Consider the following 22438-nt stretch of genomic DNA (forward strand, 5'->3'; position numbering starts at 1 on the left):
GAAAATATTACCGTCGCCGGGGTGATCTGCGGATTTTCTTCTCCTTCGGGGCAATTACATCAGCATATTCACTCAATGCCTTACCGCGAATGGCCTGTTTATCAGTTGCACTGGCCAGGGTCAGATCATAATCCGCAATATAGCGATAATTGGACACAGACGCCCGGGATTGAGCAAAACCTCTTTCAAAGAAGTTCAGGTGGTCCGTAATATTGAAATGATCAATCTTGCGCGTTAAACGAATGGTGCCGGTCATTTTCCGTCCTCCGCCATGCGCCGTTACCTCGATGACGCTAGGATAAGATGATTTCTTCTCCGCCTTGATCATTTTTTTATACTTGAGCCGGACATCCTTGAATTCAGTAATACTGCCGTCGACGCCTTTCAGGGTAAGGACAATATCTTTCCCCCCGTCGGGACGCTCAACCGCCGACAGCAGGGGCACCGGCTGCGCCGTCTCTCCCTGAAGGCCGCTGACCCGCAGCCAGCTGTCAATCAAATCCTCCAGAGGCGCATTAAGTTTTACATGGGTAGCAAAACCCTGCAGTTTCCCTGCCCCCTTGACAAAAGAAACGCCATCTTCCTGCAATATCGCCCAGTTTCCCTCACCCTCAAGGTAAGGCTGATAGATCGCTGCTTCCATAAACGCATCATCCTCTTCAAAACGCTTATGTTTCAAAGGTGAAATCTCGGTCCTCCCCCGCATATTGACCTCATTCTTGTCATCCGCCCCAAGGTGGACTTCATGCAGGCCATTTTCCTCCTTGATGCGGTGGGTATGAATAAACAGATTGAATTTTTCCTTGTCAAAACCCCATTCACCGGGATTGCGGCCATTCTTGATGATCGTGCGCCGCCCATCCGGGGTTACCACGGTCGAAACCATAATTGCGTGGTCATCGCCAACCGGCCAGGGGAAATTGGCCACCAGGAACTGACTGGTGACAAACGTGCCGTCCTCAAACAGAACATGCTGTTCCCAATATTCCTTGTAATGCTCATCCGGAAGCATCTCTGGTTTGCTATGATCCATCGCATGCAGGTTGCAAGGCAGATAAAATGCCATCGCAATCAATAATAGTCGTACCGATTTCAAACGCTTACTCCTCAATCGTTTTGCCCCAACACACAAATCCCAGACCTAAAAGGCCTTTCCCCTTCAGATAACCGCTGTTATCGCCACAAACTATGGCATTTTCTTGGCTGAGGCTACAATATCAGTTTTTCAACTTCCTGGGATAGATAAAAAAACGCCTCAGGCGACTTTTCACAAGTCAGTCTGAGGCGTTTCAAAAACTTAAGCAATGGTTACTTTACCGGAAAGCCCCGATCCCGCATCAAAGCGCCAACTTCCGCATCACGCCCGCGGAACAGGCGATAGGCGTCAGCCGGATCAATGGAGTTCCGCACAGAAAACAGATGATCAACAAGCTTCCTTGCCATCTCCGCATCATAAAAACCACCGGGCGATTCTGCAAAAGCCTCTGCAGCATCCGAGGTCAGAACCTCAGCCCACATATAACCATAATAACCGGCGGCATAGCCTTCCCCGGCAAAAACATGACCAAATTGCGGCGTCCGATGACGCATCACCAGTTCCTCCGGCATTCCCAATGCAGTCAGTGTTTCGCGTTCAAACGCATCCGGATCAATATTATCCGGGTCTGTCGTATGTAACTTCAAATCAATAATAGCCGACGCCAGATATTCCGTTGTCTTAAACCCCTGATTAAAGGTGGCGGCATTTTTGATCTTCGCCACTAATGCTGCCGGCATCGGTTTGCCGGTTTTATAATGCACCAGATACTGGCTTGTCACTTCATCTGTCAGCAGCCAACGCTCCAGAAGTTGTGACTGGAATTCCGTATAATCCCGCACCCCTCCATTCAATGTCGGATAGGCGACATTGGATGAGAAATAATGCAAGGCATGGCCAAACTCATGAAAAAATGTCTCCGCATTATCCCACGAAATCAGGACCGGCTCGCCCTCGGGTCCCTTGGTAAAATTGGAATTATTCGACCCCAGAACATTTTTATCCCCGTCAAAGGTCGAATGGCTGCGATAAGTCGTCGCCCAGGCGCCTGAGCGTTTGCCTTTACGTGCAAAAGGATCCAGATACCACAATCCAATATGGTCGCCTGTTGTTTTGTCTGTGACTTCCCAGACCTTCACATCCGGATGAAACACGGGCACGGTTCCGTCTTCTACCGGCGTGAATTCAAAGTTAAACAACCGGCCCGCAACAAAGAACATCGCCTCACGCAATTTATCCAGCTGCAAGTATTCCTTCACCTCGCTGGAATCAAGGTCATATTTTTGTTTTCGAACCTTTTCAGAATAGAAGCGATAATCCCACGGCTTGATTGTGATATTAGCACCTTCCGCATCGGCCACGGCCTGCATATCGGCAACTTCCTGATCAACCCGGGCAATCGCCGCCGGCCAGACGGATTCCATCAAGGCGGCCGCCCGTTCCGGGGTTTTCGCCATACGGTTTTCCAGACGCCACTGGGCATAATTGTCATAGCCCAGCAGACCAACCCGTTCATCACGTAATTTCAGGATTTCGGCAATGATGGTATTATTATCAAATTCACCGCCATTATCACCGCGGTTATAATAGTTATTCCACACCGTCTTGCGCAGATCCCGTTCCGTAGAATATGTCAGAAAAGGGTCCATCGAAGAACGTGTATTGGCAAAGGCATATTGCCCCTCCTTGCCATCGGCTTTGGCGGCGGCCGCGGCGGCCGTGACAACAGAGTCAGGCAACCCAGCCAATTGGTCTTTCGTCACATAAAGAGTATAGCCATCTTCATCGGCGAGCAGATTATTGCTAAATTTTGTATAAAGCTCCGCCAGGCGTTGATTGATTTCTGCATAGCGGGCTTTCCCCACCGCATCAAGCGCCGCGCCATTGCGGGCAAACCCGTCATACGTCAACTGGACCACCCGTTGCTGATCCGGACGCAAACCTTTCATTTCCTCGCCTTCATATACCGCTTTGATACGGGCAAAAAGAGCTTCATTCTGGGTAATTTTGGAATAGAAAGCCGACAGGACTGGCGCCATTTCCGCATTAATTTCCCGGGATTCCGGCGTAGACATATTGCTGCGCCAGATGCCCCGGAAGGTGCCGACCCGGTTCATCAGTTTGCCCGAACGTTCCAAAGCAACAATGGTATTTTCAAAAGTCGGCGCATCCGGGTTGTTGGTAATTGCATCCATTTCCGCCAGATTTTCGGCCATGGCGGTTTCCAGAGCCGGCTTCAGGTCAGACAGTTTTACGGTATCGAATGCAGGTAATCCCTGATAAGGCCCCTTCCATTCCTGCAACAAGGTATTTTCAACACTGACTTCCTGAGAAGCCGTGGCCGAAGATTTGTTTTCTGCGATGATATCTTCAGAACATCCGGCCAAGGCCAGCATCGTCGCAATCACGGAAAGGCTGACGAGATTAAATTTCATGATGGTATCCCCTTCATAATGGTTTGATTGTTTTTTTTGAATGATCATGCAAACATTACCGATCCTGACAGAAATGGTCAATGTTAGTGACCTTTTCTCCATATATCTAAGACGAATATGTCCACTCAAACGGCCCACCAAAATACAAAAGCCCCTTCAGAATAATTCTGAAGGGGCTTTAATACTGAAAAAAGCGGATTAATTCGCGCCTTTAAGCTCTTTGGTCAACTGATCACGGGCAATGCTCAGTTGATCTTCCATTTCCCGACGCACTTGATGTTCGGAAAGGACAATACCCTTGGCATCCAGATCGCCTTTTACTTTACGGTAGACATCTTCGTCACCGGCTTCTTCAAAATCAGCAACCACCACTTCCTTGGCATACGCCTCGGCAGCGTCCGCGTCCAGGTCCATCTGGCCTGCAGCCCATAACCCGAGCAGCTTGTTGCGACGCGCCATGACTTTAAAGTCAAATTCTTCATTGCGGGCAAACTCTTTTTCATAGGCTTGTTCGCGGTCGTCAAATTGGGTCATTTATCCAATCTCCTTTGAATACTCAATTCTCATTTAGACTCTGTATGCTTCTTATGTACGCCAGTTGACGACATCTTTCCATATTTTTATATGGAGATTACACGTTTATTTTTAAAGATTACAGCAGGATAAATCTAAAGTGACATTTCCGGGACCTTAATCGCTTCTCTCCAATTGTTTTCTTCGACCAATTGGGATATGTTCGCCTCGCTTGATTCTATCAACCACATAAGTTTGTTACATCAGCTACAGGAACCCTGATATGCCTAAAGGTGAGAAGCTTTACGAAGGTAAAGCAAAAGTCCTCTATAAGGGGACAGAACCCGGAACGATTGTCCAATATTTCAAAGATGACGCCACTGCATTCAATGCCCAGAAAAAGGGTACGATTGCCGGAAAAGGTATTATCAATAACAAAGTCACCGAACTGGTGATGCATAACCTTGAAAGAATTGGCATCCCGACCCATTTCATCGAGCGTCTGAGCGACCGCGAGCAGCTGGTCCGCGAAGTCGAAATCGTGCCCCTCGAAGTGATCGTGCGTAATGTGGTTGCCGGCACCATGGCCAAACGCCTGGGCATGGAAGAAGGCATTCGGCTCGAACGCCCGCTCGTCGAATTCTCGCTCAAGGACGATGCCCTCGGCGATCCGTTGATTGCGGAAGAACATATCCTCTCCCTTGACCTTGCGGATGAAGACGAATTGTCGGAAATTTTCGACATGACCCATCAGATCAATGACTTCCTGCGCGGTATGTTCGCCGGCATCGGTATTGAACTGATCGACTTCAAACTGGAATTTGGCCGTCTCTATGAAGAAGACGAAGTCAGCTACAGCCTGATCCTAGCCGATGAATTCAGCCCCGATAATTGCCGTCTGTGGGATTTGAAAACCGGCGAGAAAATGGATAAAGACCGCTTCCGCCGCGATCTCGGCGGGGAAGTCGAAGCCTATCAGGAAGTTGCCCGGCGTCTCGGTATCAGCCTTGAAACCGAAGAATAATATTTAGCTCTAAGTATATAAAGAAAGGGACACACCGTGAAAGCACGTGTTCATATCACTTTAAAAAACGGCGTTCTTGATCCACAGGGCAAGGCGATTCAGCATTCCTTGTCCGCCCTCGGGTTTGACGGCGTCGAAGACGTCCGTCAGGGAAAATACATCGAAGTCGACCTGACGGAAACAGACAAAGACAAGGCCTATGCCGCCGTTGAGGAAATGTGCAAGAAGCTTCTGTCGAATATGGTCATCGAGAATTACGCCATCGATATCGAGTAACGCTAAATTTAATGGGATTATCGTCCATGAAAACTGCTGTAATTGTATTCCCGGCGTCCAATTGCGATCGTGACATGATTGTCGCGCTCGAAAAAGTGACCGGCCAAAAACCCCACGTCATCTGGCATCAGGATTCAGATATCCCTGACGTTGACCTGATCGCCCTGCCGGGCGGTTTTTCTTTTGGTGATTACCTGCGCTGTGGCGCCATGGCGGCCCAGTCACCGGTAACAAAAAAAGTCATCGAGCATGCGGACCGCGGCGGTAATGTTATCGGAGTCTGCAACGGCTTCCAGGTCCTGACCGAAACCGGCCTGCTCCCCGGCGCCCTGATGCGCAATGAAAGCCTGAAATTTGTCTGTAAAGATGTGAAGCTGAAGGTGGAAAATAATGACACCCCCTTCACCAACGCCTATCAACCCGGACAGATCATTACCACCCCTGTTGCTCATCATGATGGCAATTACTTCGCCGATGACGATACCCTCAAGGCCCTCGAGGACGAAGGCCGGGTCGTATTCCGCTATGTGGATGATAATGGCCAGGCCACAAAGGCCGCCAACCCCAACGGATCGCGCAATAACATTGCCGGGATCATCAGCCGCCGCAAGAATATTCTCGGTACGATGCCCCATCCGGAACGGCTGATCGAAGCGCCACAAGGCGGCACCGACGGCCTCGGTTTCTTTGAAAGTATGATCAACGCTCTAAATTAGGTATCTCAAGATGTCCCAAACACCCGCCTGGAATAACAACGTCGAAATTACCGATGCCCTGGTCAAGGAACACGGCCTGAGCGATGATGAATACGCCCTGTGCCTGAAAATTCTCGGCCGTACGCCGACCCTGACCGAACTGGGTATTTTTTCTGTCATGTGGAGCGAGCATTGCTCTTACAAATCCTCCAAAAAACACCTTAAAACCTTGCCGACCAAGGCGCCCTGGGTGATCCACGGTCCCGGTGAGAATGCCGGTGTGATCGATATTGGTGACAATCAGGCCATTATCTTTAAAATGGAAAGCCATAACCACCCGTCCTATATCGAACCCTATCAGGGCGCGGCGACCGGCGTTGGGGGTATCCTCCGCGATGTCTTCACCATGGGCGCCCGGCCCATCGCCAATATGAACGCCCTGCGCTTTGGCTCCCCTGATCATCCCAAGACCAAACATCTGCTCGGCGGTGTCGTCGAAGGCATTGGCGGTTACGGCAATTGTGTCGGTGTTCCCACTGTTGGCGGTGAAACCAATTTCCACCCCTCTTATGACGGCAACATCCTGGTCAACGCCATGAATGTCGGTCTGGCACAACAGGACAAGATTTTCCTGTCCGCCGCCGCCGGTATCGGCAACCCTGTGATTTATGTCGGCTCGAAGACCGGACGTGACGGCATCCACGGCGCCACCATGGCGTCTGCCGAATTCACAGAGGACAGCGAAGAGAAACGCCCGACCGTGCAAGTCGGCGACCCCTTCACCGAAAAACTGTTGATCGAAGCCTGTCTCGAACTGATGGCCACCGACATGATCGTCGCCATTCAGGATATGGGGGCGGCTGGCCTAACCTCTTCCTCCGTCGAGATGGCATCTGGCGGCGGTGTTGGTTTTGCCTTTAATCTCGATATGGTGCCCCAGCGCGAAGAAGGCATGACGCCTTACGAGATGATGCTGTCGGAAAGCCAGGAACGCATGCTGATCGTCCTGAAACCGGGTCGTGAAGCGGAAGCCAAGGCAATCTTTGATAAATGGGATCTCGACTTTGCCGTGATTGGCAAGATCACCGACACCGGCAACCTGACCCTGACCTTCAAAGGCGATGTGGTCGCCGATATTCCCACCAAACCCCTGGCCGACAATTCCCCGGAATATGATCGTCCCTGGGTCAAACAGGAACCCAAAGCCATCCTTGGCGCGGACAGCTTCCCCGCCCCTGCCGATATGGCCGATACGTTGCTTAAAATGGTCGGGTCTCCCGATCTGTGCAGCCGTGAATGGATCTGGCAACAATATGACCATCAGGTGATGGCCGACACCATTCAGAAACCGGGCGGCGACGCCGCTGTAGTCCGCGTGCATGGTACCGACAAGGCCGTGGCGATTTCCACTGACTGTACGCCACGCTATTGCTACGCCGATCCGGTTGAAGGCGGCAAGCAGGCCGTGGCGGAAACCTGGCGTAACATTACCGCCGTCGGCGCAAACCCTCTGGCGATCACCGATTGTCTCAATTTCGGCAACCCCGAACGCCCGGAAATCATGGGTCAGTTTGTTGGCTGTATCGAAGGCATGAAGGAAGCCTGTGAAATACTCGACTACCCCGTCGTCTCCGGCAATGTCTCGCTCTATAACGAGACCAACGGAACCGGCATTCACCCAACGCCGGCCATTGGCGGCGTCGGCCTGTTGTCAGACAGCAGCAAGATGGTCACCATCGCCCCGAAAACCGCAGGGGAAGTTCTCCTGCTTGTCGGTGAAACATCAGGCCACCTCGGCGCTTCACTGTATCAGACTGTGATGCAGGGTGAAGAAGCCGGCGCCCCGCCAAAAGTAGACCTGCGACTTGAAAAGAAGAACGGTGATTTTGTCCGGGCCCAGATCGACGCCCGCAACATTTCGGCCTGTCACGATATTTCAGACGGCGGCCTGATGGTGGCGCTCGCCGAAATGGCGATGGCGGCAAAAATGGGTATGGATGTTACGCTGAACGGCGGCGATATCCCACTGCATGCTTACGGCTTCGGCGAAGATCAGGCCCGGTACATTCTGTCTGTTTCTCCTGAAAAAGCCGATGACGTCCGCGCCGCCGCGGCTCAGGCCGGCATCACCCTGGAAACTTTAGGAAATACCGGTGGCGATACGTTGACGTTCAATAACGACATCACCCTATCAATGTCACAACTGCTTGACACCCATCAAAGATGGATGCCAGACTATATGAGCATAGACTAAGAAAAATTTATGTTTTTATCACACATACATAACTTTCGCGCCCTAGCTATAATAGGAATAATATGTACACATAGTCTGGATGCTTTTCAGTGGAATGATAATCCCGAAGTGTTTAGGCTTTTTAAGTCTGTTGTTGACGGATCATCGTTACTGTTCACTTTTATTTCTGGTTTTTTATTCCAATATCTCAGCAAAAATTTTGAAAAAGAGAAATATTGGAAAAACAAGGTGAAGAATGTCATTTCACCTTATTTCTTTATGTCTATACCGGCCTTGTATTATTTTACGCAAATAGAAATACAAGACTCTGTTGAAGCAAGCTTCTATGCTCTGCCTACCTATCAACAAATCTTATACTTCCTTGGTACAGGGCGGCATATGGCGCCCTATTGGTTCGTCCCCGCAGTAACAATATTTTTTATTCTTGGCCCCTTTCTTGTGTGGGCTGAAAGAGAAGGCACAATATATAAGCTGATGCCACTTTTTATTGTTATATCTTTTTTTCATGGAAAAGGAGGACAATTGGGTCCGCTTAGTCATGCAATATATATGTTTTCCATATATTTAGCAGGTATGTATTTTGCGCGTCATCATGATAGGCTGATCATTACAATCTCGAAGTATCACCTCATACTTCTGGCAGCCACTATACTCTTCTCATTAGGGCAAATCATCTACTATGAAGAATATAGAAACTACTTCATGTATTTACACAAACTTGTCATATGCCCTCTTTTGATATATTACCTCTATCAGACAAGAGAGTTGTTCGGGCATACATTGACGAAGATTGGTCATTTTAGTTTTGGAATTTTCTTCATACATGCATATATTCTTCCCCTACTTAAAAGAATATATGTAAAATTTACTGACCATATTGAAATGCCAGAAGGAGACATTATCTCTTCTGTAGGACTAACACTATTTGTTTTGATCATATGTGTATTAATTGTTTCTTTATCGAATAAAGTAGGTAAAAAATACAGTAAATTAGTAATAGGATCATAAAGAAAGAATAAATATGGCAATGGAAGCATCAGAAATTGAAGCGATGATCCGGGAATCCCTTCCCGATGCGAAAGTCACGATTCAGGACCTGCGCGGGGATGGCGACCATTATGCCGCTCTCGTCGTGTCAAGCGCATTTGAAGGCATCAGCCGCGTCAAGCAACATCAAATGGTGTATCAGGCGCTGAAAGGCAAGATGGGGGACGATCTGCATGCCCTCGCCCTGCAAACTGCCGTGCCCGAGTAACACAGAAACAAATTCAGGAAGTAAAATTATGACAAATCCGGTTTTCGCCCGTATCGAGCAAGACATTCAGAAAAGCGATATCGTGCTCTACATGAAAGGCAGCCCCATGTTCCCGCAATGCGGTTTCTCGGCCGCCGTTGTCGAAGTCCTCAACCATTTCAATGTGGAATTTGAAGGGTTTGACGTGCTGCAGGACCCGGCCCTGCGTGACGGCATCAAAGAATATAGCGAATGGCCCACCATTCCGCAGCTTTATGTCAAAGGTGAATTCGTTGGCGGCTGCGACATCATCCGTGAAATGGCCGCCAGCGGTGAGCTGGTTGGACTGTTCGAAGAAAAAGGCATCGCGCCGAAAGCCTGACCTTGATTTTTTAAAAAGCCCGCCCTGGCGATAGCGTCACGGCGGGCTTTTTCTATCTCAATCGACAACACAGACAACTTTGGCCACTGAAAGCCTTTTGCGCAGCAGGTTACCCTGATCCCGCAACCTGTCCACTCGGTACGGCTGATCACTCTGCTGTGTCACCGCCTGATAATCCGTCTGCTGAAGCAGGCTGGTTACGGTTTCCGGCAAAGAAGAATAAGACCGCCCCCGGCGCACGGACCCCGCAATATGAACCCCCACCAGATGTCCGCGGGCGTTGAGAACCGGTCCGCCACTGATGCCGCCAAGCGACAGGTTATGATCCGGCTGCCGGATCTTCTCGGCCCAGACCAAGACAGCTTCCCGGCCTTTCCGCACTCCCTGGGTCTTAATAATCCGACGCCCGATCAGGCGGGAATAAACATTGCCCGGCTCCCCCCGGGGATAGCCGAAATGGAACCCTTCCGCATTATAGGTTAATGTGTCGGTTTCTATCTGAAAAGCCTTGGCGCCCGCAACAGTCTTTAAAATACTGACATCGGCGGTCGGGTGCGGAATAACCTCCTCCACCCGATACCCCTTGCGCGGCGAGGTAAGCACGATCAGCCGGGTGCAGTCTTCCGTCACATGCCGCGCCGTGCCCCATATCCCCTCATCTGACAAGGCAAAGGCGGTGCCTGTCGACATGCTCCCGTGCTGTTTTTGCTCTACATTGATCAAAATTTCAGGGTCCAGACGGCTCTTCTGTTTCAATTCCCCCTCGCCTTCCGGACGCAATTCCCGCAAGGGCGGCGGCGCCGTTTCACCGACAACAGATTTTGGGCGTACAGGCGGCACAGAATCCACGCCCCCTTCCGGCAAAGACGAACTGATTGCCGTAAAAATAATAAACAAGGAAAGCCAGAAGTAAAACTTGCTCATCGGGATCAGGCCGCAATCGCAGCTGCATTAATCATCGCCACCGATATTTTCCCGGAAAAAAGCAGAATCGCCGGACCAATTTCATCCCGTTCAATCCGCCCCTGCAGGTCATCAATGATAAAATGCGCCGCATAAAAGGCGATAATCTGTACAACCAACGCCACAATCCCCCAGATGATGATATCCCAGTGATTGACGCTGCCTGCGAGACAAAACGCCAACGGAATGGCCAGTCCGAGAATACCCGCCGACAGAGAAATGGCCGCAGATATATTACCCTCCTTAACCATCTTGATTTCCCGAAACGGGGTAATTTTTTCATAAATGATAACCGCGATGACGAACATCGACAGCGTGATCATAAAATGTAAAATGAACAGAGGAAAACCTGCTAGAAAACTTTGTAAAACCGCCGACATATCACTCCCTGAAAGATGTTTTTTTGATGCGTGAACCCTACCAGCTTCCGAGGGGAATCTGTAGAAAAAACTTATCCGTGATAAAAGAGACAGAAATAATCAGACGCGATTATACCCGATGGTCACCAGATGTTCGGCGAATTTCAGATCACGTTTCAGAATCAGCGATAACAAGCTGTCCCGCATGGTAAACAGGCAGGTCTCCCAGCCCCCCAATGTAGTACATCCCTCCCCCAGTGACTTGGCGATCTTAATGATTTCCTGATGTTCTTCTTCATGACCGGCGCTTTCCCGGAATTCGAATTGCCGCATGATGGCTTCTTCTGTCGCGAAATGAATTTCGAGCTTGTGGCAGAACTGCTGCCATTTATCATGACATGCCGTCAAATCTTCCGCCATATAGGCATCCACCATCTTGTTCAACAGGCTGACAAGCGCCGCATGATCCGCGTCTATTTCTTTATGGCCAATAAAAAAAGCGGGTGTTAGTTCGAATTTATTCACGTGACTATAATCCCTTAAAAGAGCCCGATTCTAACGGAAGAAATATTAAAAAACTCTAAAGCAACGGCGCCTTGATGGGAAGAAAATTATTTCAAATTCCCCGTGCATTTTAGCAACCGGTCCACACCTGTTTTCCGCACAGGTCAGCATATCTTAATCGCATCACACTGGCGGGTCAGGGCATCAAAAAAAGCCTTCTTTTGTATTGGCTTACTAATATAGTCCTGCATACCGCCGGCGAGGTATTTTTCTTTATCTCCGGCCATGGCATTGGCGGTCAGGGCGATAATCGGGATGTCTGTCTGTCCGGTCGGCATATTGCGAATAACCCGGGTTGCTTCCATACCATCCATTTCCGGCATCTGAATATCCATCAGCACCAGATCATAGTGCTGTTTTTTAATCATTTCGACAGCCTTTATGCCGTTTTCGGCTTCATCAATCAGCAGTTTGTCATATTCCAGCAAAGACAGAACAATCAGCCGATTAATTTCATTATCCTCAGCCAGAAGTATTCGCACTTCACGGGAAAGAACCAAATCAAAATCTCCCCCAAACTCCACGACGCCAAGTGCATTACACAAAGCGTTCCTGTCCGTCAATTTGTGTAATTTAAGAGAAAAGCAAAATGTTGTCCCCTGCCCGCTTTGACTATCCAGCATGATTTCTCCCCCCATGAGTTCCACCAGCTGTTTACAAATCACCAAGCCAAGCCCTGTTCCACCGAACTTACGACTGATCGATGCATCCGCCTGCACAAATTTATGAAACAGCTCATCCTGAACTTCAGGGGCAATACCAACTCCGGTGTCTGTAACCTGAAAAGTAATCAGCCATTCCATGTTTTCTGCCTCGACCCCGGTCAGAAGAATAGTCACCCCGCCCTGAGACGAGAACTTGATCGCATTACTGACAAGATTGGCCAGCACCTGCCGCACCCGTAACGGATCGCCAAGAAAGGCATCTGGCAGTTCATCGGAAATGGTAACATTCAGGTCCAGTCCCTTCTCTTCCGCTATCGGCCGCCAGAGTATCTCCGTATCAATCAGAATGTTCCGCAAACTGATCTCGACAATATCCAGTTCAATTTTTCCGGCTTCGATCTTGCTCAGGTCAAGAATATCATTCAGTAATTGCAGCAGCCGCTCGCCGGAGCTCGTGGCGGCGGTTGTGTATTTATGCTGCTTATCATCCAGATCTGTCGACATGAGCAGGGAAAGCATCCCGAGAACCCCGCTCATCGGCGTCCTCAACTCATGGCTCATGGAGGCGAGAAAGTTAGACTTGGCGATGCTTGCCTGCTCCGCCGCCTCCCGCGATTGCATATTCTCCTGCGCCAATGCCTCTACTTCACCATGTTTCAGCCGCAGGGCGCGCTGCATTTCCTGTAACGCCTTATTCTGACTTTCCAGATTGGCCCCTACTATTTCGGCCCTGTTTTTTTCCGCGACGGCCTGCTCGGCAAGCTCTATATTCTTGTGCTTCGTAATAATCTGTTGCTCTATCATAAAACCAATGTTTTTAGAGAGATTCGCGACAAACAAGAAATGCACCAAAAGCAGGGTTGAATACTCATAATGGCCTTCATAAATGAAATATAAGGCCAAAGCCCCCAACACGGGGGTATTGAATGTAAGAACCGCGATCTTGTCCCCGGCGGTAGAAGCGACGATGCCGGAAGTAATCCCGGCAATGACAAAAGTGATCAGATAAATATTCAATTCATTGCTGCTGAGTTGCGCCAGCCATATGCAATATGCCCAGAGAAGACCCATGACAAAGATCGCCAGCATATACCACCGCCGCCAGGCGATAAGAGATTGTATGGAATGATCCCGGGAAAACAAATACCACGCGTACAGGCGGACAATACTCACCCCCACGATGCCACCGAACCACGCCCACAATTCCCAAGTCGGCGTTGTCCCCAACATGATCCAGCCCACCAGAGCCGACAACAAAATATTAGCCCCTACCGTGAGGGGCAGATTATTATACAGCAACCTGACGCTTTCTGAGAATACGGCAGATGATCTTTCTGTAGATGCTGTAGATTCGCGCTGACTTGGTAAAAGTCCTTGTTCTTCCATAGGATGCCGCTCATTCACTAGTAGGTTTGACATCATGAGGACAAGGACGCGAAATTTAAACGCAACGAACTGATAAAACCTTTATATCATTAGGTTTTATTAAATCAGGTTATGTCATTGAACCCCATGAAAGGTCACATACGCAAATACTATCTTCACAATATTTACTCAAAACTGGCGATAGCTCACTTTTCGACATACCGGCGGGTGCCTGAAACACCCGGCATAAAAAAAGTGCCCAGTAATATTACTGGACACTTAATTAATATTATCTAAATTAGAAGATATTAACGGGAATAAAATTCCACGATAAGATTTGGTTCCATTTGAACCGGATAAGGAATTTCATCCAGAACCGGTACGCGCAGGAAGGTAACTTTTGTACCGTTATTTTCCAGCGCCAGATATTCAGGAACATCGCGTTCGTTTGAATCAATGCCTTGCAGGACCATCGGGATCTGACGTGATTTCTCACGGATCTCAACAACGTCACCGGCTTTAACCCGGTAGCTTGGGATATTCACTTTTTGACCGTTCACTGTTACGTGACCGTGGTTAACGAACTGACGGGCTGCGAAGACGGTCGGAACAAATTTTGCGCGGTAAACCAGCGCGTCCAGACGGCTTTCCAACAGACCCACGAGAATTTCACCGGTATCCCCTTTACGACGGTCCGCGTCTTTATAAACACGTTTAAACTGTTTTTCAGTGATATCGCCGTAATAACCTTTCAGCTTCTGCTTGGCGCGCAGCTGGATACCGAAATCGGACAATTTGCCGCGACGGTTCTGGCCGTGCTGACCCGGTGCATATTCACGGGAATTCACAGGAGACTTGGGACGTCCCCAGATATTTTCGCCCATACGGCGGTCAATTTTATATTTGGCTTGTGTACGTTTAGTCATATTATAGAATCGCTTCTGTTTAAATGTTGATATCAGCGCCATGAGACGTGGAAACCACTCTCATGCAACCCGAGATTTTCACCCGAGTCATTCACGATGGGCGGAATATAGTGCAGAAGCACGGAAAGTCAACAACAAAGCCAGCTTTTCAGCCTATTTGCCATCCTTTTCGGGGGTTTTATTGACGCCGCCTTCGGGATCAAGGCCCAGTTCGGCTTTTTCCGCCAGCCAGCCCGGCCCGCCGCCGGTCGCCAGCGCCTTGATCACCCCACGCAACGTGCTGACCTCTTCCTTTGTCATATCGGCGCGTTTGAAGATATTGCGCAGATTACGTTTCATGGTCGCCCGGCGCTGGGCATGACGGAAATACCCCGCTTCCGTCAGTTCCACCTCCATATGATCAAACAACTTCTGAAGGTCCTCGGACGTCGCCGGCGTGGTATCCAGTTGCGGCGTATATTGATCCGGCTGATCCGCGCCAGTCTGGAACCATTCGTAGGACATCAGGATCACCGCCTGGGCCAGGTTGATCGAGGCAAAGGCGGGATTGAGCGGCACCGATACAATTGCATCGGCCAGCGCCACGTCGTCATTCTTCAGACCGGCTTTTTCCGGGCCGAACAGCAAACCGAATTTCTGCCCCGCCGTCGCATGTTCCCGCATGAGACTGGCACATTTTCGCGGCGTCACCACGGTTTTAATCATATCACGCCGCCGCGCCGTTGTGGCATAAACAAAACTGAGATCGGCAATTGCTTCCGCCGTCGTCTCAAACACCTGGGCCTTTTCCAGCACGATATCGGCGCCCGCCGCGGCAGGGACTGCCGCCGGATTGGGCCAGCCATCACGGGGGGCGACCAGACGCAGGTCGGTCAGCCCGAAATTATACATGGCCCTGACTGCCTTGCCGATATTCTCGCCAAGCTGTGCCCCGATCAGGATAATCGCTGGTCCGTCCTGCTGAAGTTTTTCTGCTTCCGTATGATTGGTGCCTGCCATCAGGGTAACGTCTTCCACATATATCGAATGTCTATGGTATAGCCCGGCGCGACTTCCGGCTGTTCATCGCGGCCCGGCTGATAGCCGTGGGCCATGTAAAAGGGAATAGCATTTTTCGTCGACCAGAGATAAATGTCTCTCACCCGTCCGTCTGCGGCAATATCCTGTTCCAGATGGGTAATCATTTTATGGCCTAACCCCCGGCCCTCGTGTCCCGGTTTGACATAAACCGCATTAATCCGCGCATGGGTCGGCTGCTCAACCTTCCGGTCCCCGATCGGATGCAGATCCACTTTATCCGTCAGACTCCATCCACCAACCGCAATGATCTCGCCCGCCTCTTCCGCAACAAAAGCGAAGGCCGGTACCCTGAAATGAAACGCCGGATTATCGTCAGACACCCAGGCGGCTGTGATATCCGCGCCGTACGTGTCTGAGCAGATGCCCGCAATGGAAGCTTTCATAATATCCTGAAAGCTTTTTTCATCATTAGCAGTGACCCGGCGAATGATCATTGAATGTTCCCCTTATTTCAGCGACTTGCCATAAGGGTTATCGCCTTTCCGCATCAGCACGCGGATCGGCACGCCGGGCAGTTCAAAGTCCCAGCGCAACTCGTTCAGCAGATAGCGTTCGTAACTGCGCGCCACATCGGCGGTGCGGTTACAGAAAATCGCGAATGTCGGCGGCCGGGTTTTCACCTGGGTCATATAGCGCATTTTGATCCGGCGGCCCTTGACGGACGGATGCGGATGATAGGCGACGGTCGCCGCCAGCCATTTATTGAGCTTTGCGGTACTCACCCGGCGGTTCCACAAACGATATGCCTCGAACACAGCCGGCATCAGTTTGTTGACGCCTTTACCCGTCAGGGCCGAAATCGGGACAATGGGAATGCCTTTAATCTGCGGCAGGGAATGTTCCAGCGTTTCCTGAATATCCTTCATGATTTCCTGACGGTTTTCCATCAGGTCATATTTGTTGAGCGCAATCACCAGAGAGCGGCCTTCCTGAACCACCAGGCTGGCGATACTAAGGTCCTGTTTCTCAAACGGCATCGTCGCGTCGATCATGAGCACGACCACCTCGGCGAAGTTCAGCGCCCGAATAGTATCGGCAACCGACAGCTTCTCAAGTTTTTCCATCACTTTTGACTTGCGGCGCAGGCCCGCCGTATCAAACATGCGGATTTCCCGGTCTTCATAAAAATAGGTCACCCCGATGGCGTCGCGGGTCAGACCGGCTTCCGGACCGGTAATCTGCCGGTCTTCCCCGAGCAAATAGTTGACCAGCGTCGATTTCCCCACATTGGGGCGCCCGACAATCGCCATCTGCAGCGGCAGACCGGTGTCATACTCTCCTTCGGTATCGGCTTCTTCATCACTGATCTCGCCATCGATATAGACGGCCTTGCTGGTGACTTCACCCGGTTCTTCCTCAACAACCAGGTTGTTGTCGAAAATCACCTTATCGAAGGCTTCGATCAATTCTGACAGGCCTTCGCCATGTTCGGCGGATATGGAAACCGGCTCCCCGAGACCTAACGAGTAGGATTCGTAGATCCCCGCTTCCGCCGCCCGGCCTTCGGCCTTGTTACAGATCAGGATCACCGGTGTTTTTCCGCGCCGCAGCAAATCGGCGAAATGCTTGTCGAGCGGCGTCACACCAGCCCGGGCATCAATCATGAACAGGGCAAAATCAGCCTCATTGATCGCCAGATCGGTCTGGGCCCGCATGCGCGCCGACAGCTTTGTATCGCCGTCTTCTTCCAGCCCGGCGGTATCAATAGCGAGAAAACTCATTCCGCCGAGACTCGCCATGGCCTCGCGGCGATCCCGGGTTACCCCCGGTGTATCGTCGACAAGCGCCAGTCTTTTACCGACTAATCTGTTAAATAAAGTCGACTTTCCCACATTCGGGCGGCCGACCATTGCAACCTTGATGGTCATGTTTCTATCCAATTCAACGGCATAATATTTGATTATGCCAAACAACAATTGGCCCGTCTTAACGCAAAACGGGCCAATAAAGCAATCATTATCATACCCCGTCAGCAGCATCACCGCCACGAGGTCCTGTCGGGATGCTACCGCATCGCGACCAGTTTCGCATCCCGGGTGAGAAAATACAGCATGTCATCCACCACAATTGGCGCCATTTCCATATCATCACCCATATCCATGCCACTGATAAAGCTGCCATCATAAGGCGACAGAGACATGGCATAACCATGTGAAGATGTTACGATCAAACGGTCACCGGCGAGCGTTGGCCCATGCCATAGAACCGCTTCCTTGCGGCGATCCGGATCCTTGAAACGTTCCAGCTGCTGAATCCAGCGAATCAAACCTGTGCGACGAGTAATGCACACCACCTGGCCTTCAGGTGTCACCACGTAAATATATTCGCCTGCGACCCAGGGAGTATGTTGAGATCCGATATTTTGCTCCCATACCCGAACCCCGGTGCGCAGATCAATAGACACCATGCGGCCACTATGACTGATCGCATATACCTTGCCATCATAGATTACCGGGTGTCCGTCAATATCCCGCAAGGTGGACATGGCATTCAGCCGGGTTTGCGTATTCAGAGTATCGGACCACAGAACCCGGCCATTTTCCACCCGCATGGCGTAAAGCTCGCCGGAAGAATAGGCGGATATCACCGTATTGCCAATCACAGCCGGGCTCGCCGCACCGGCAAGACCCGCATTTTCAGAAATCCCGACTTCGTTCCACAGGATACTGCCATCCGTCGCATTCAGGGCGTAGGTCTGGTTATCATGGGTCAAGGCGAACAGGCGACCATCGGCATAGGTTGGCGCTCCACGCATTGGAACGGCAAGTTTTGTCACCCATATTTCCGCGCCAGTGCTTTTGTCAAGCGCCGCAACATGGCCATATCCATTGGTTACATACAAGGCGTCCGGCCCCGCTGTAATCCCCCCACCGTAAGCGATATTTTCTGTTTCGCCCGGCTCTTTGAATTTCTTCTGCCAGACTTTCTTGCCTGTTTGTGCAGTATAGGCGGTTACTTTGGCCATGGAATCCATGGCATAGACCACGCCATTTTCAATGATCGGCATACTGACAATACTACGGCGACCGTTGGATTCTTCACCAATATCCGCCGACCAGACCTTCTGAGGATTATCCCCAAGGCTCAGATGCTGCATCACATGGTGTTGATTGCCCCCGGCCTGGGCCCAGCTCTTGTTGCGGTAAGGCCGTGGCAACTGTACCTGCAGGTTTGCCAGTTCTTCACTTTCGGCCAAGTTCTGTTCAAACGTCAGAACCGGAATGCGTTCGCCTTCAAGCCGGTTCTTGTTTCTTTTCTCGTCCGATCCGCCACTACAGGCCATCAGGGCCCCGCAGAGGACGAAACCGATAAGAGCTTTTGAAATTGTCATCCCTGCTGTGTTCTGAAACGTCATACAGCCGCCCATCCTTTAATTTTTATTGTATTACGGATTTGAAATCTTTGGCGCGCGTTTTGACATCATCAGGCGCTTCCAGATCCTGTTCCAATTCGGTCAGAAGGTTTTTGGCTTCTTCCCCATGGCCCGCGGTCAATGCCGCCATTGCCAAAAGTTCCTTCGCCATGTATTTCCAGCTGTTGCCTTCAATGGTCAAGGGGGCCAGGCGGGCTTTCGTCTCGTCATAGGTCGCCGTATCCATGGCGATCATCGCCGCCTTCAGACGCGCAAGGTCCCGGTACACTTTCTCAACACCCGCCGCGGACGACAGTTCGTCCAAGGCAACAACAGCCTTTTCCGTTTCGCCTTTTTGCATATGGATATCGGCCGCTTTGAAGCCGATGAGAATCTTATAGCCTTCTACATCCGTGCCTGATATCGCTTCGATATCCTTCAGGGCCTGGTCCAGCTGATTGGCCGTCACATCCGCCTGCACCTTGCCATATTGTTCCGCCACTTCGGCATATTGGCTTTCATTATAATTTTTCAGGGTCACGTTACCCGCAACGAATATAACAATCCCCACCAAAAAGGCGATAAGATAGGACCCGTATTTCTGCCACAAGCCGGTCAACTGTTTCTGGCGCAGGTCTTCGTCGACTTCGCGAATAAATTCTTCGGACAATAAATGCTCCTGTTTTTCTTTGTATAGCCTTTAAGCGGCACAAGATAGCCCGCCTCTTCCCAGAAGGCAATCAGGCAATGCTCTATCCCCGCAAAAAAAAACAATTCACGGATAATTAGGTGTCTTAAGCGCCAAAAATGTCAGGAATGTGGACAGAAAAAAGACGAATGCCGGAGACATCCGCCTTCTCTAGCCCTGGGGTCTGCTATTTCTTGGCGTGATAGGTATGTTCCGGCGCCGGAAATATCCGGGATTTCACATCATCGGCATACTGCTTGACCGCCTGATCGATAACCTGGCCGACTTCGGCATAGCGTTTGACGAACTTGGCGTTGGAAGGGAAATAACCCAGCATATCCTCGACCACCAGAATCTGACCGTCACAATCCGGCGACGCCCCAATGCCGATGGTGGTAATGTCCAGTTTTTCTGTAATCTCCGCCGCGAGCGGTTCCGCAACGCCTTCGAGCACCACAGAAAAGGCTCCGGCCTTTTGTATGGCGAATGCATCTTCAATCATCTGGGCCCGTTCTTCCTGGTTCTTGCCCTGGGTGCGGTAGCCGCCCATAACGTGAACCGCCTGGGGACGCAGGCCAATATGCGCCATCACCGGCACATTGCGTTCCACCAGAAACTGAATGGTTTCCGCCATTGCCGCGCCACCTTCAAGCTTTACCGCCGCACAGCCGGTTTCCCGCAAGGCCCGCGAAGCATTCTCGAAGGCCTGTTCTTTCGATTGTTCAAATGACCCGAATGGCATATCCAGAATAACCATGGCCTTTTGCGCCCCGCGCATCACGGCCTTGGTATGTTCAATCATGGTGTCAAGAGACACCCCGATGGTGCTTTCCATGCCGTAAAGGACCATCGCGAGACTGTCGCCCACCAGAAGAAAATCCACATATTGGTCAAGCTGCGCCGCCATCGGGGCGGTGTAAGCCGTCAGAGATACGACGGGGCGCTCACCTTTCAGTTTGGTGATGTCCCTAACGGTATTCCGGCGCACTTTGTTATCTGCATACATTAGTCTTCTCCTGATCTTTTTTATACTTATAAAAAGTCAGTCTCCCAAAGCCGTAAAGCCTTCCTTTATTCCCACTCGATGGTGCCCGGTGGTTTTGAGGTAATATCATAAACAACACGGTTTATGCCCCGGACTTCATTGATAATCCGAGTTGATACCCGGCTAAGAAATTCATGGTCAAAATGAAAATAATCAGCCGTCATGCCATCCGTCGAGGTCACCGCCCGAAGCGCACAGACATAATCATACGTCCGGGCATCTCCCATAACCCCAACAGTACGCACCGGCAACAGAACCGCAAAAGCCTGCCAGATCGTATCATACAGACCCGCCAGTTTGATTTCCTGCAGATAAATATCATCCGCCTTTCGCAAAATATCGCATTTTTCCGGCGTAATGTCACCCGGAATGCGGATCGCAAGACCCGGCCCCGGGAAAGGATGACGCCGGATGAAGGCTTCCGGCAGACCCAGCTCACGGCCAAGTTCCCGCACTTCATCCTTGAACAGTTCCCGTAACGGCTCCACCAGATCCATCTTCATACGCGCCGGCAGTCCGCCAACGTTATGATGGGATTTAATGGTGACGCTTGGTCCGCCCGTGAAAGATACGCTTTCAATCACATCAGGATACAATGTTCCCTGAGCGAGGAAATCGGCGCCGCCAATTTTCTTGGCTTCCGCGTCAAACACATCAATAAACAGGCCACCGATGATTTTGCGCTTCTTCTCCGGATCATTCACCCCTTCGAGCTTACCGAGAAACAGATCCGCCACATCCTTGTGGATCAAATTAATATTGTAATGATCCCGGAACAGGGTCACCACTTCTTCCGCCTCGTTCAGACGCATCAATCCATGGTCAACAAACACACAGGTCAATTGGTCGCCAATGGCCTCATGCAGCAGGACGGCGACAACAGAACTGTCGACCCCGCCGGACAGGCCGCAAATTACACGCCCTGATCCTACCTGCTTGCGGATGGTGTCAATGGCTGTTTCCTTGAAAGACGCCATGGTCCAGTCGCCCTTAAGACCGACAACTTTATGTACGAAATTGGCGATGATGCGGGCCCCGTCCGGAGTATGCACCACTTCCGGATGGAATTGAACCGCATAAAATTTACGGGCTTCATCGGCGATCGCCGCATAAGGCGCGTTGCCGCTGGTGGCGGTGACGATAAAGCCTTCCGGCAGTTCGACCACTTTATCACCGTGGCTCATCCAAACCTGATGACTTTCCCCTTTGGCCCACACGCCTTCGAACAAAGCACAATCCGCCTTGATGTCGATAAAAGCGCGTCCGAATTCTTTTTCCTCGGAGAGACTGACCTTGCCACCAAGTTGCTGACACATCAGCTGTTCACCGTAACAGATGCCCAGGATCGGAACACCCATGGTGAAAATTTCTTCTGGCGCCTGCGGGGCTTCAATGCCGTTGACGGAATTCGGCCCGCCCGACAGAATAATCCCTGCCGGATTAAAGTCCGCCAATACTTCCGCCGCCTTGTTGAAAGGCACAATCTCTGAATAAACACCGCTTTCCCGAACCCGGCGGGCGATCAGCTGCGTTACCTGGGAGCCGAAATCGATGATGAGAATTTTATCTGTCATGCTTAAAA

At 50.8% G+C, this 22438-nt stretch carries 22 protein-coding genes; 7 read left to right on the forward strand and 15 right to left on the reverse strand.

Features of this window, described 5'->3' with window-relative positions; all coding sequences use genetic code 11:
• Window positions 1–7: 7 nt before the first annotated feature.
• The 3 genes from FIV45_RS10545 to FIV45_RS10555 all read right to left on the reverse strand — a co-directional run bounded on the left by FIV45_RS10545 (window position 8) and on the right by FIV45_RS10555 (window position 4005).
• A complete protein-coding gene (locus FIV45_RS10545) occupies window positions 8–1096 on the reverse strand; it encodes a hypothetical protein (RefSeq protein ID WP_133118553.1) in 1089 nt (362 codons plus the stop codon).
• Between the two features lie 212 nt (window positions 1097–1308).
• The gene (locus FIV45_RS10550; RefSeq protein ID WP_099472329.1) at window positions 1309–3471 is read right to left on the reverse strand and encodes a M3 family metallopeptidase; all 2163 of its coding nucleotides are present in this window, start codon (window positions 3469–3471) and stop codon (window positions 1309–1311) included.
• Between the two features lie 198 nt (window positions 3472–3669).
• Complete coding sequence (locus tag FIV45_RS10555; RefSeq protein ID WP_099472271.1) at window positions 3670–4005, reverse strand: DUF1476 domain-containing protein; 336 nt, start codon at window positions 4003–4005, stop codon at window positions 3670–3672.
• Between the two features lie 262 nt (window positions 4006–4267).
• On the opposite strand from FIV45_RS10555, the gene purC reads away from it, so the two are divergent.
• The 7 genes from purC to grxD are packed head-to-tail and all read left to right on the forward strand — an operon-like array spanning window position 4268 to window position 9849.
• Window positions 4268–5008, forward strand: a complete 741-nt coding sequence (gene purC / locus FIV45_RS10560) for a phosphoribosylaminoimidazolesuccinocarboxamide synthase (RefSeq protein WP_099472270.1) — start codon at window positions 4268–4270, stop codon at window positions 5006–5008.
• 36 nt (window positions 5009–5044) lie between these two features.
• A complete protein-coding gene (gene purS, locus FIV45_RS10565; protein ID WP_099472269.1) occupies window positions 5045–5284 on the forward strand; it encodes a phosphoribosylformylglycinamidine synthase subunit PurS in 240 nt (79 codons plus the stop codon).
• A 26-nt stretch (window positions 5285–5310) separates the two neighbouring features.
• Window positions 5311–6000 carry a phosphoribosylformylglycinamidine synthase subunit PurQ gene (purQ, locus tag FIV45_RS10570; RefSeq protein WP_099472268.1) on the forward strand — a complete coding sequence of 230 codons (690 nt, stop codon included), beginning with the start codon at window positions 5311–5313 and terminating at the stop codon, window positions 5998–6000.
• 10 nt (window positions 6001–6010) lie between these two features.
• Entirely contained in the window at window positions 6011–8233 is a 2223-nt protein-coding gene (gene purL / locus FIV45_RS10575; RefSeq protein ID WP_099472267.1) for a phosphoribosylformylglycinamidine synthase subunit PurL, read from the forward strand.
• Window positions 8234–8242: 9 nt separating this feature from the next.
• Entirely contained in the window at window positions 8243–9241 is a 999-nt protein-coding gene (locus tag FIV45_RS10580) for an acyltransferase family protein (RefSeq protein WP_099472266.1), read from the forward strand.
• Between the two features lie 13 nt (window positions 9242–9254).
• Window positions 9255–9488 carry a BolA family protein gene (locus tag FIV45_RS10585; protein ID WP_099472265.1) on the forward strand — a complete coding sequence of 78 codons (234 nt, stop codon included), beginning with the start codon at window positions 9255–9257 and terminating at the stop codon, window positions 9486–9488.
• A 28-nt stretch (window positions 9489–9516) separates the two neighbouring features.
• A complete protein-coding gene (grxD, locus tag FIV45_RS10590; RefSeq protein ID WP_099472264.1) occupies window positions 9517–9849 on the forward strand; it encodes a Grx4 family monothiol glutaredoxin in 333 nt (110 codons plus the stop codon).
• 57 nt (window positions 9850–9906) lie between these two features.
• Here grxD and FIV45_RS10595 read toward each other — a convergent pair whose 3' ends face one another.
• The 12 genes from FIV45_RS10595 to guaA form a co-directional block, all read right to left on the reverse strand.
• Window positions 9907–10773 carry a S1 family peptidase gene (locus tag FIV45_RS10595; protein ID WP_099472263.1) on the reverse strand — a complete coding sequence of 289 codons (867 nt, stop codon included), beginning with the start codon at window positions 10771–10773 and terminating at the stop codon, window positions 9907–9909.
• Window positions 10774–10778: 5 nt separating this feature from the next.
• Window positions 10779–11192 (reverse strand): DUF350 domain-containing protein, encoded by a 414-nt coding sequence (locus FIV45_RS10600; protein WP_099472262.1) that lies wholly within the window; start codon window positions 11190–11192, stop codon window positions 10779–10781.
• Window positions 11193–11291: 99 nt separating this feature from the next.
• Window positions 11292–11696, reverse strand: coding sequence for a bacteriohemerythrin (locus tag FIV45_RS10605; protein ID WP_099472261.1), 405 nt, complete (start codon window positions 11694–11696; stop codon window positions 11292–11294).
• Between the two features lie 143 nt (window positions 11697–11839).
• Window positions 11840–13786, reverse strand: coding sequence for a hybrid sensor histidine kinase/response regulator (locus tag FIV45_RS10610; RefSeq protein WP_165776977.1), 1947 nt, complete (start codon window positions 13784–13786; stop codon window positions 11840–11842).
• Window positions 13787–14073: 287 nt separating this feature from the next.
• Complete coding sequence (rpsD, locus tag FIV45_RS10615; protein WP_099472328.1) at window positions 14074–14691, reverse strand: 30S ribosomal protein S4; 618 nt, start codon at window positions 14689–14691, stop codon at window positions 14074–14076.
• 153 nt (window positions 14692–14844) lie between these two features.
• A complete protein-coding gene (locus FIV45_RS10620; RefSeq protein WP_204602141.1) occupies window positions 14845–15708 on the reverse strand; it encodes an RNA methyltransferase in 864 nt (287 codons plus the stop codon).
• Complete coding sequence (locus FIV45_RS10625; protein WP_099472258.1) at window positions 15690–16205, reverse strand: GNAT family N-acetyltransferase; 516 nt, start codon at window positions 16203–16205, stop codon at window positions 15690–15692. The genes FIV45_RS10620 and FIV45_RS10625 overlap by 19 nt, the downstream gene beginning before the upstream one ends.
• A 12-nt stretch (window positions 16206–16217) precedes the next feature.
• On the reverse strand, window positions 16218–17639 hold the full coding sequence (gene der, locus FIV45_RS10630; protein ID WP_099472327.1) for a ribosome biogenesis GTPase Der: 1422 nt from the start codon (window positions 17637–17639) through the stop codon (window positions 16218–16220).
• A gap of 137 nt (window positions 17640–17776) precedes the next feature.
• Window positions 17777–19126, reverse strand: a complete 1350-nt coding sequence (locus tag FIV45_RS10635; RefSeq protein ID WP_165776976.1) for an outer membrane protein assembly factor BamB family protein — start codon at window positions 19124–19126, stop codon at window positions 17777–17779.
• A gap of 22 nt (window positions 19127–19148) precedes the next feature.
• On the reverse strand, window positions 19149–19793 hold the full coding sequence (locus FIV45_RS10640; RefSeq protein ID WP_099472256.1) for a tetratricopeptide repeat protein: 645 nt from the start codon (window positions 19791–19793) through the stop codon (window positions 19149–19151).
• Between the two features lie 205 nt (window positions 19794–19998).
• Entirely contained in the window at window positions 19999–20817 is an 819-nt protein-coding gene (panB, locus tag FIV45_RS10645) for a 3-methyl-2-oxobutanoate hydroxymethyltransferase (protein WP_099472255.1), read from the reverse strand.
• 65 nt (window positions 20818–20882) lie between these two features.
• Complete coding sequence (gene guaA, locus FIV45_RS10650; RefSeq protein WP_099472254.1) at window positions 20883–22430, reverse strand: glutamine-hydrolyzing GMP synthase; 1548 nt, start codon at window positions 22428–22430, stop codon at window positions 20883–20885.
• Window positions 22431–22438: the final 8 nt, after the last annotated feature.

Source organism: Paremcibacter congregatus (assembly GCF_006385135.1).
Lineage (GTDB): Bacteria > Pseudomonadota > Alphaproteobacteria > Sphingomonadales > Emcibacteraceae > Paremcibacter > Paremcibacter congregatus.

What these genes read in the sequence shown, in the direction of transcription:
- FIV45_RS10625 (WP_099472258.1), bottom strand. Translation starts at nt 16,205, where the DNA reads ATGATCATTCGCCGGGTCACTGCTAATGATGAAAAAAGCTTTCAGGAT.
- FIV45_RS10595 (WP_099472263.1), bottom strand. Translation starts at nt 10,773, where the DNA reads ATGAGCAAGTTTTACTTCTGGCTTTCCTTGTTTATTATTTTTACGGCA.
- purQ (WP_099472268.1), top strand. Translation starts at nt 5,311, where the DNA reads ATGAAAACTGCTGTAATTGTATTCCCGGCGTCCAATTGCGATCGTGAC.
- FIV45_RS10635 (WP_165776976.1), bottom strand. Translation starts at nt 19,126, where the DNA reads ATGACGTTTCAGAACACAGCAGGGATGACAATTTCAAAAGCTCTTATC.
- purL (WP_099472267.1), top strand. Translation starts at nt 6,011, where the DNA reads ATGTCCCAAACACCCGCCTGGAATAACAACGTCGAAATTACCGATGCC.
- panB (WP_099472255.1), bottom strand. Translation starts at nt 20,817, where the DNA reads ATGTATGCAGATAACAAAGTGCGCCGGAATACCGTTAGGGACATCACC.
- FIV45_RS10600 (WP_099472262.1), bottom strand. Translation starts at nt 11,192, where the DNA reads ATGTCGGCGGTTTTACAAAGTTTTCTAGCAGGTTTTCCTCTGTTCATT.
- FIV45_RS10550 (WP_099472329.1), bottom strand. Translation starts at nt 3,471, where the DNA reads ATGAAATTTAATCTCGTCAGCCTTTCCGTGATTGCGACGATGCTGGCC.
- guaA (WP_099472254.1), bottom strand. Translation starts at nt 22,430, where the DNA reads ATGACAGATAAAATTCTCATCATCGATTTCGGCTCCCAGGTAACGCAG.
- purC (WP_099472270.1), top strand. Translation starts at nt 4,268, where the DNA reads ATGCCTAAAGGTGAGAAGCTTTACGAAGGTAAAGCAAAAGTCCTCTAT.
- FIV45_RS10610 (WP_165776977.1), bottom strand. Translation starts at nt 13,786, where the DNA reads ATGGAAGAACAAGGACTTTTACCAAGTCAGCGCGAATCTACAGCATCT.
- rpsD (WP_099472328.1), bottom strand. Translation starts at nt 14,691, where the DNA reads ATGACTAAACGTACACAAGCCAAATATAAAATTGACCGCCGTATGGGC.
- FIV45_RS10555 (WP_099472271.1), bottom strand. Translation starts at nt 4,005, where the DNA reads ATGACCCAATTTGACGACCGCGAACAAGCCTATGAAAAAGAGTTTGCC.
- der (WP_099472327.1), bottom strand. Translation starts at nt 17,639, where the DNA reads ATGACCATCAAGGTTGCAATGGTCGGCCGCCCGAATGTGGGAAAGTCG.
- FIV45_RS10580 (WP_099472266.1), top strand. Translation starts at nt 8,243, where the DNA reads ATGTTTTTATCACACATACATAACTTTCGCGCCCTAGCTATAATAGGA.
- grxD (WP_099472264.1), top strand. Translation starts at nt 9,517, where the DNA reads ATGACAAATCCGGTTTTCGCCCGTATCGAGCAAGACATTCAGAAAAGC.
- FIV45_RS10585 (WP_099472265.1), top strand. Translation starts at nt 9,255, where the DNA reads ATGGCAATGGAAGCATCAGAAATTGAAGCGATGATCCGGGAATCCCTT.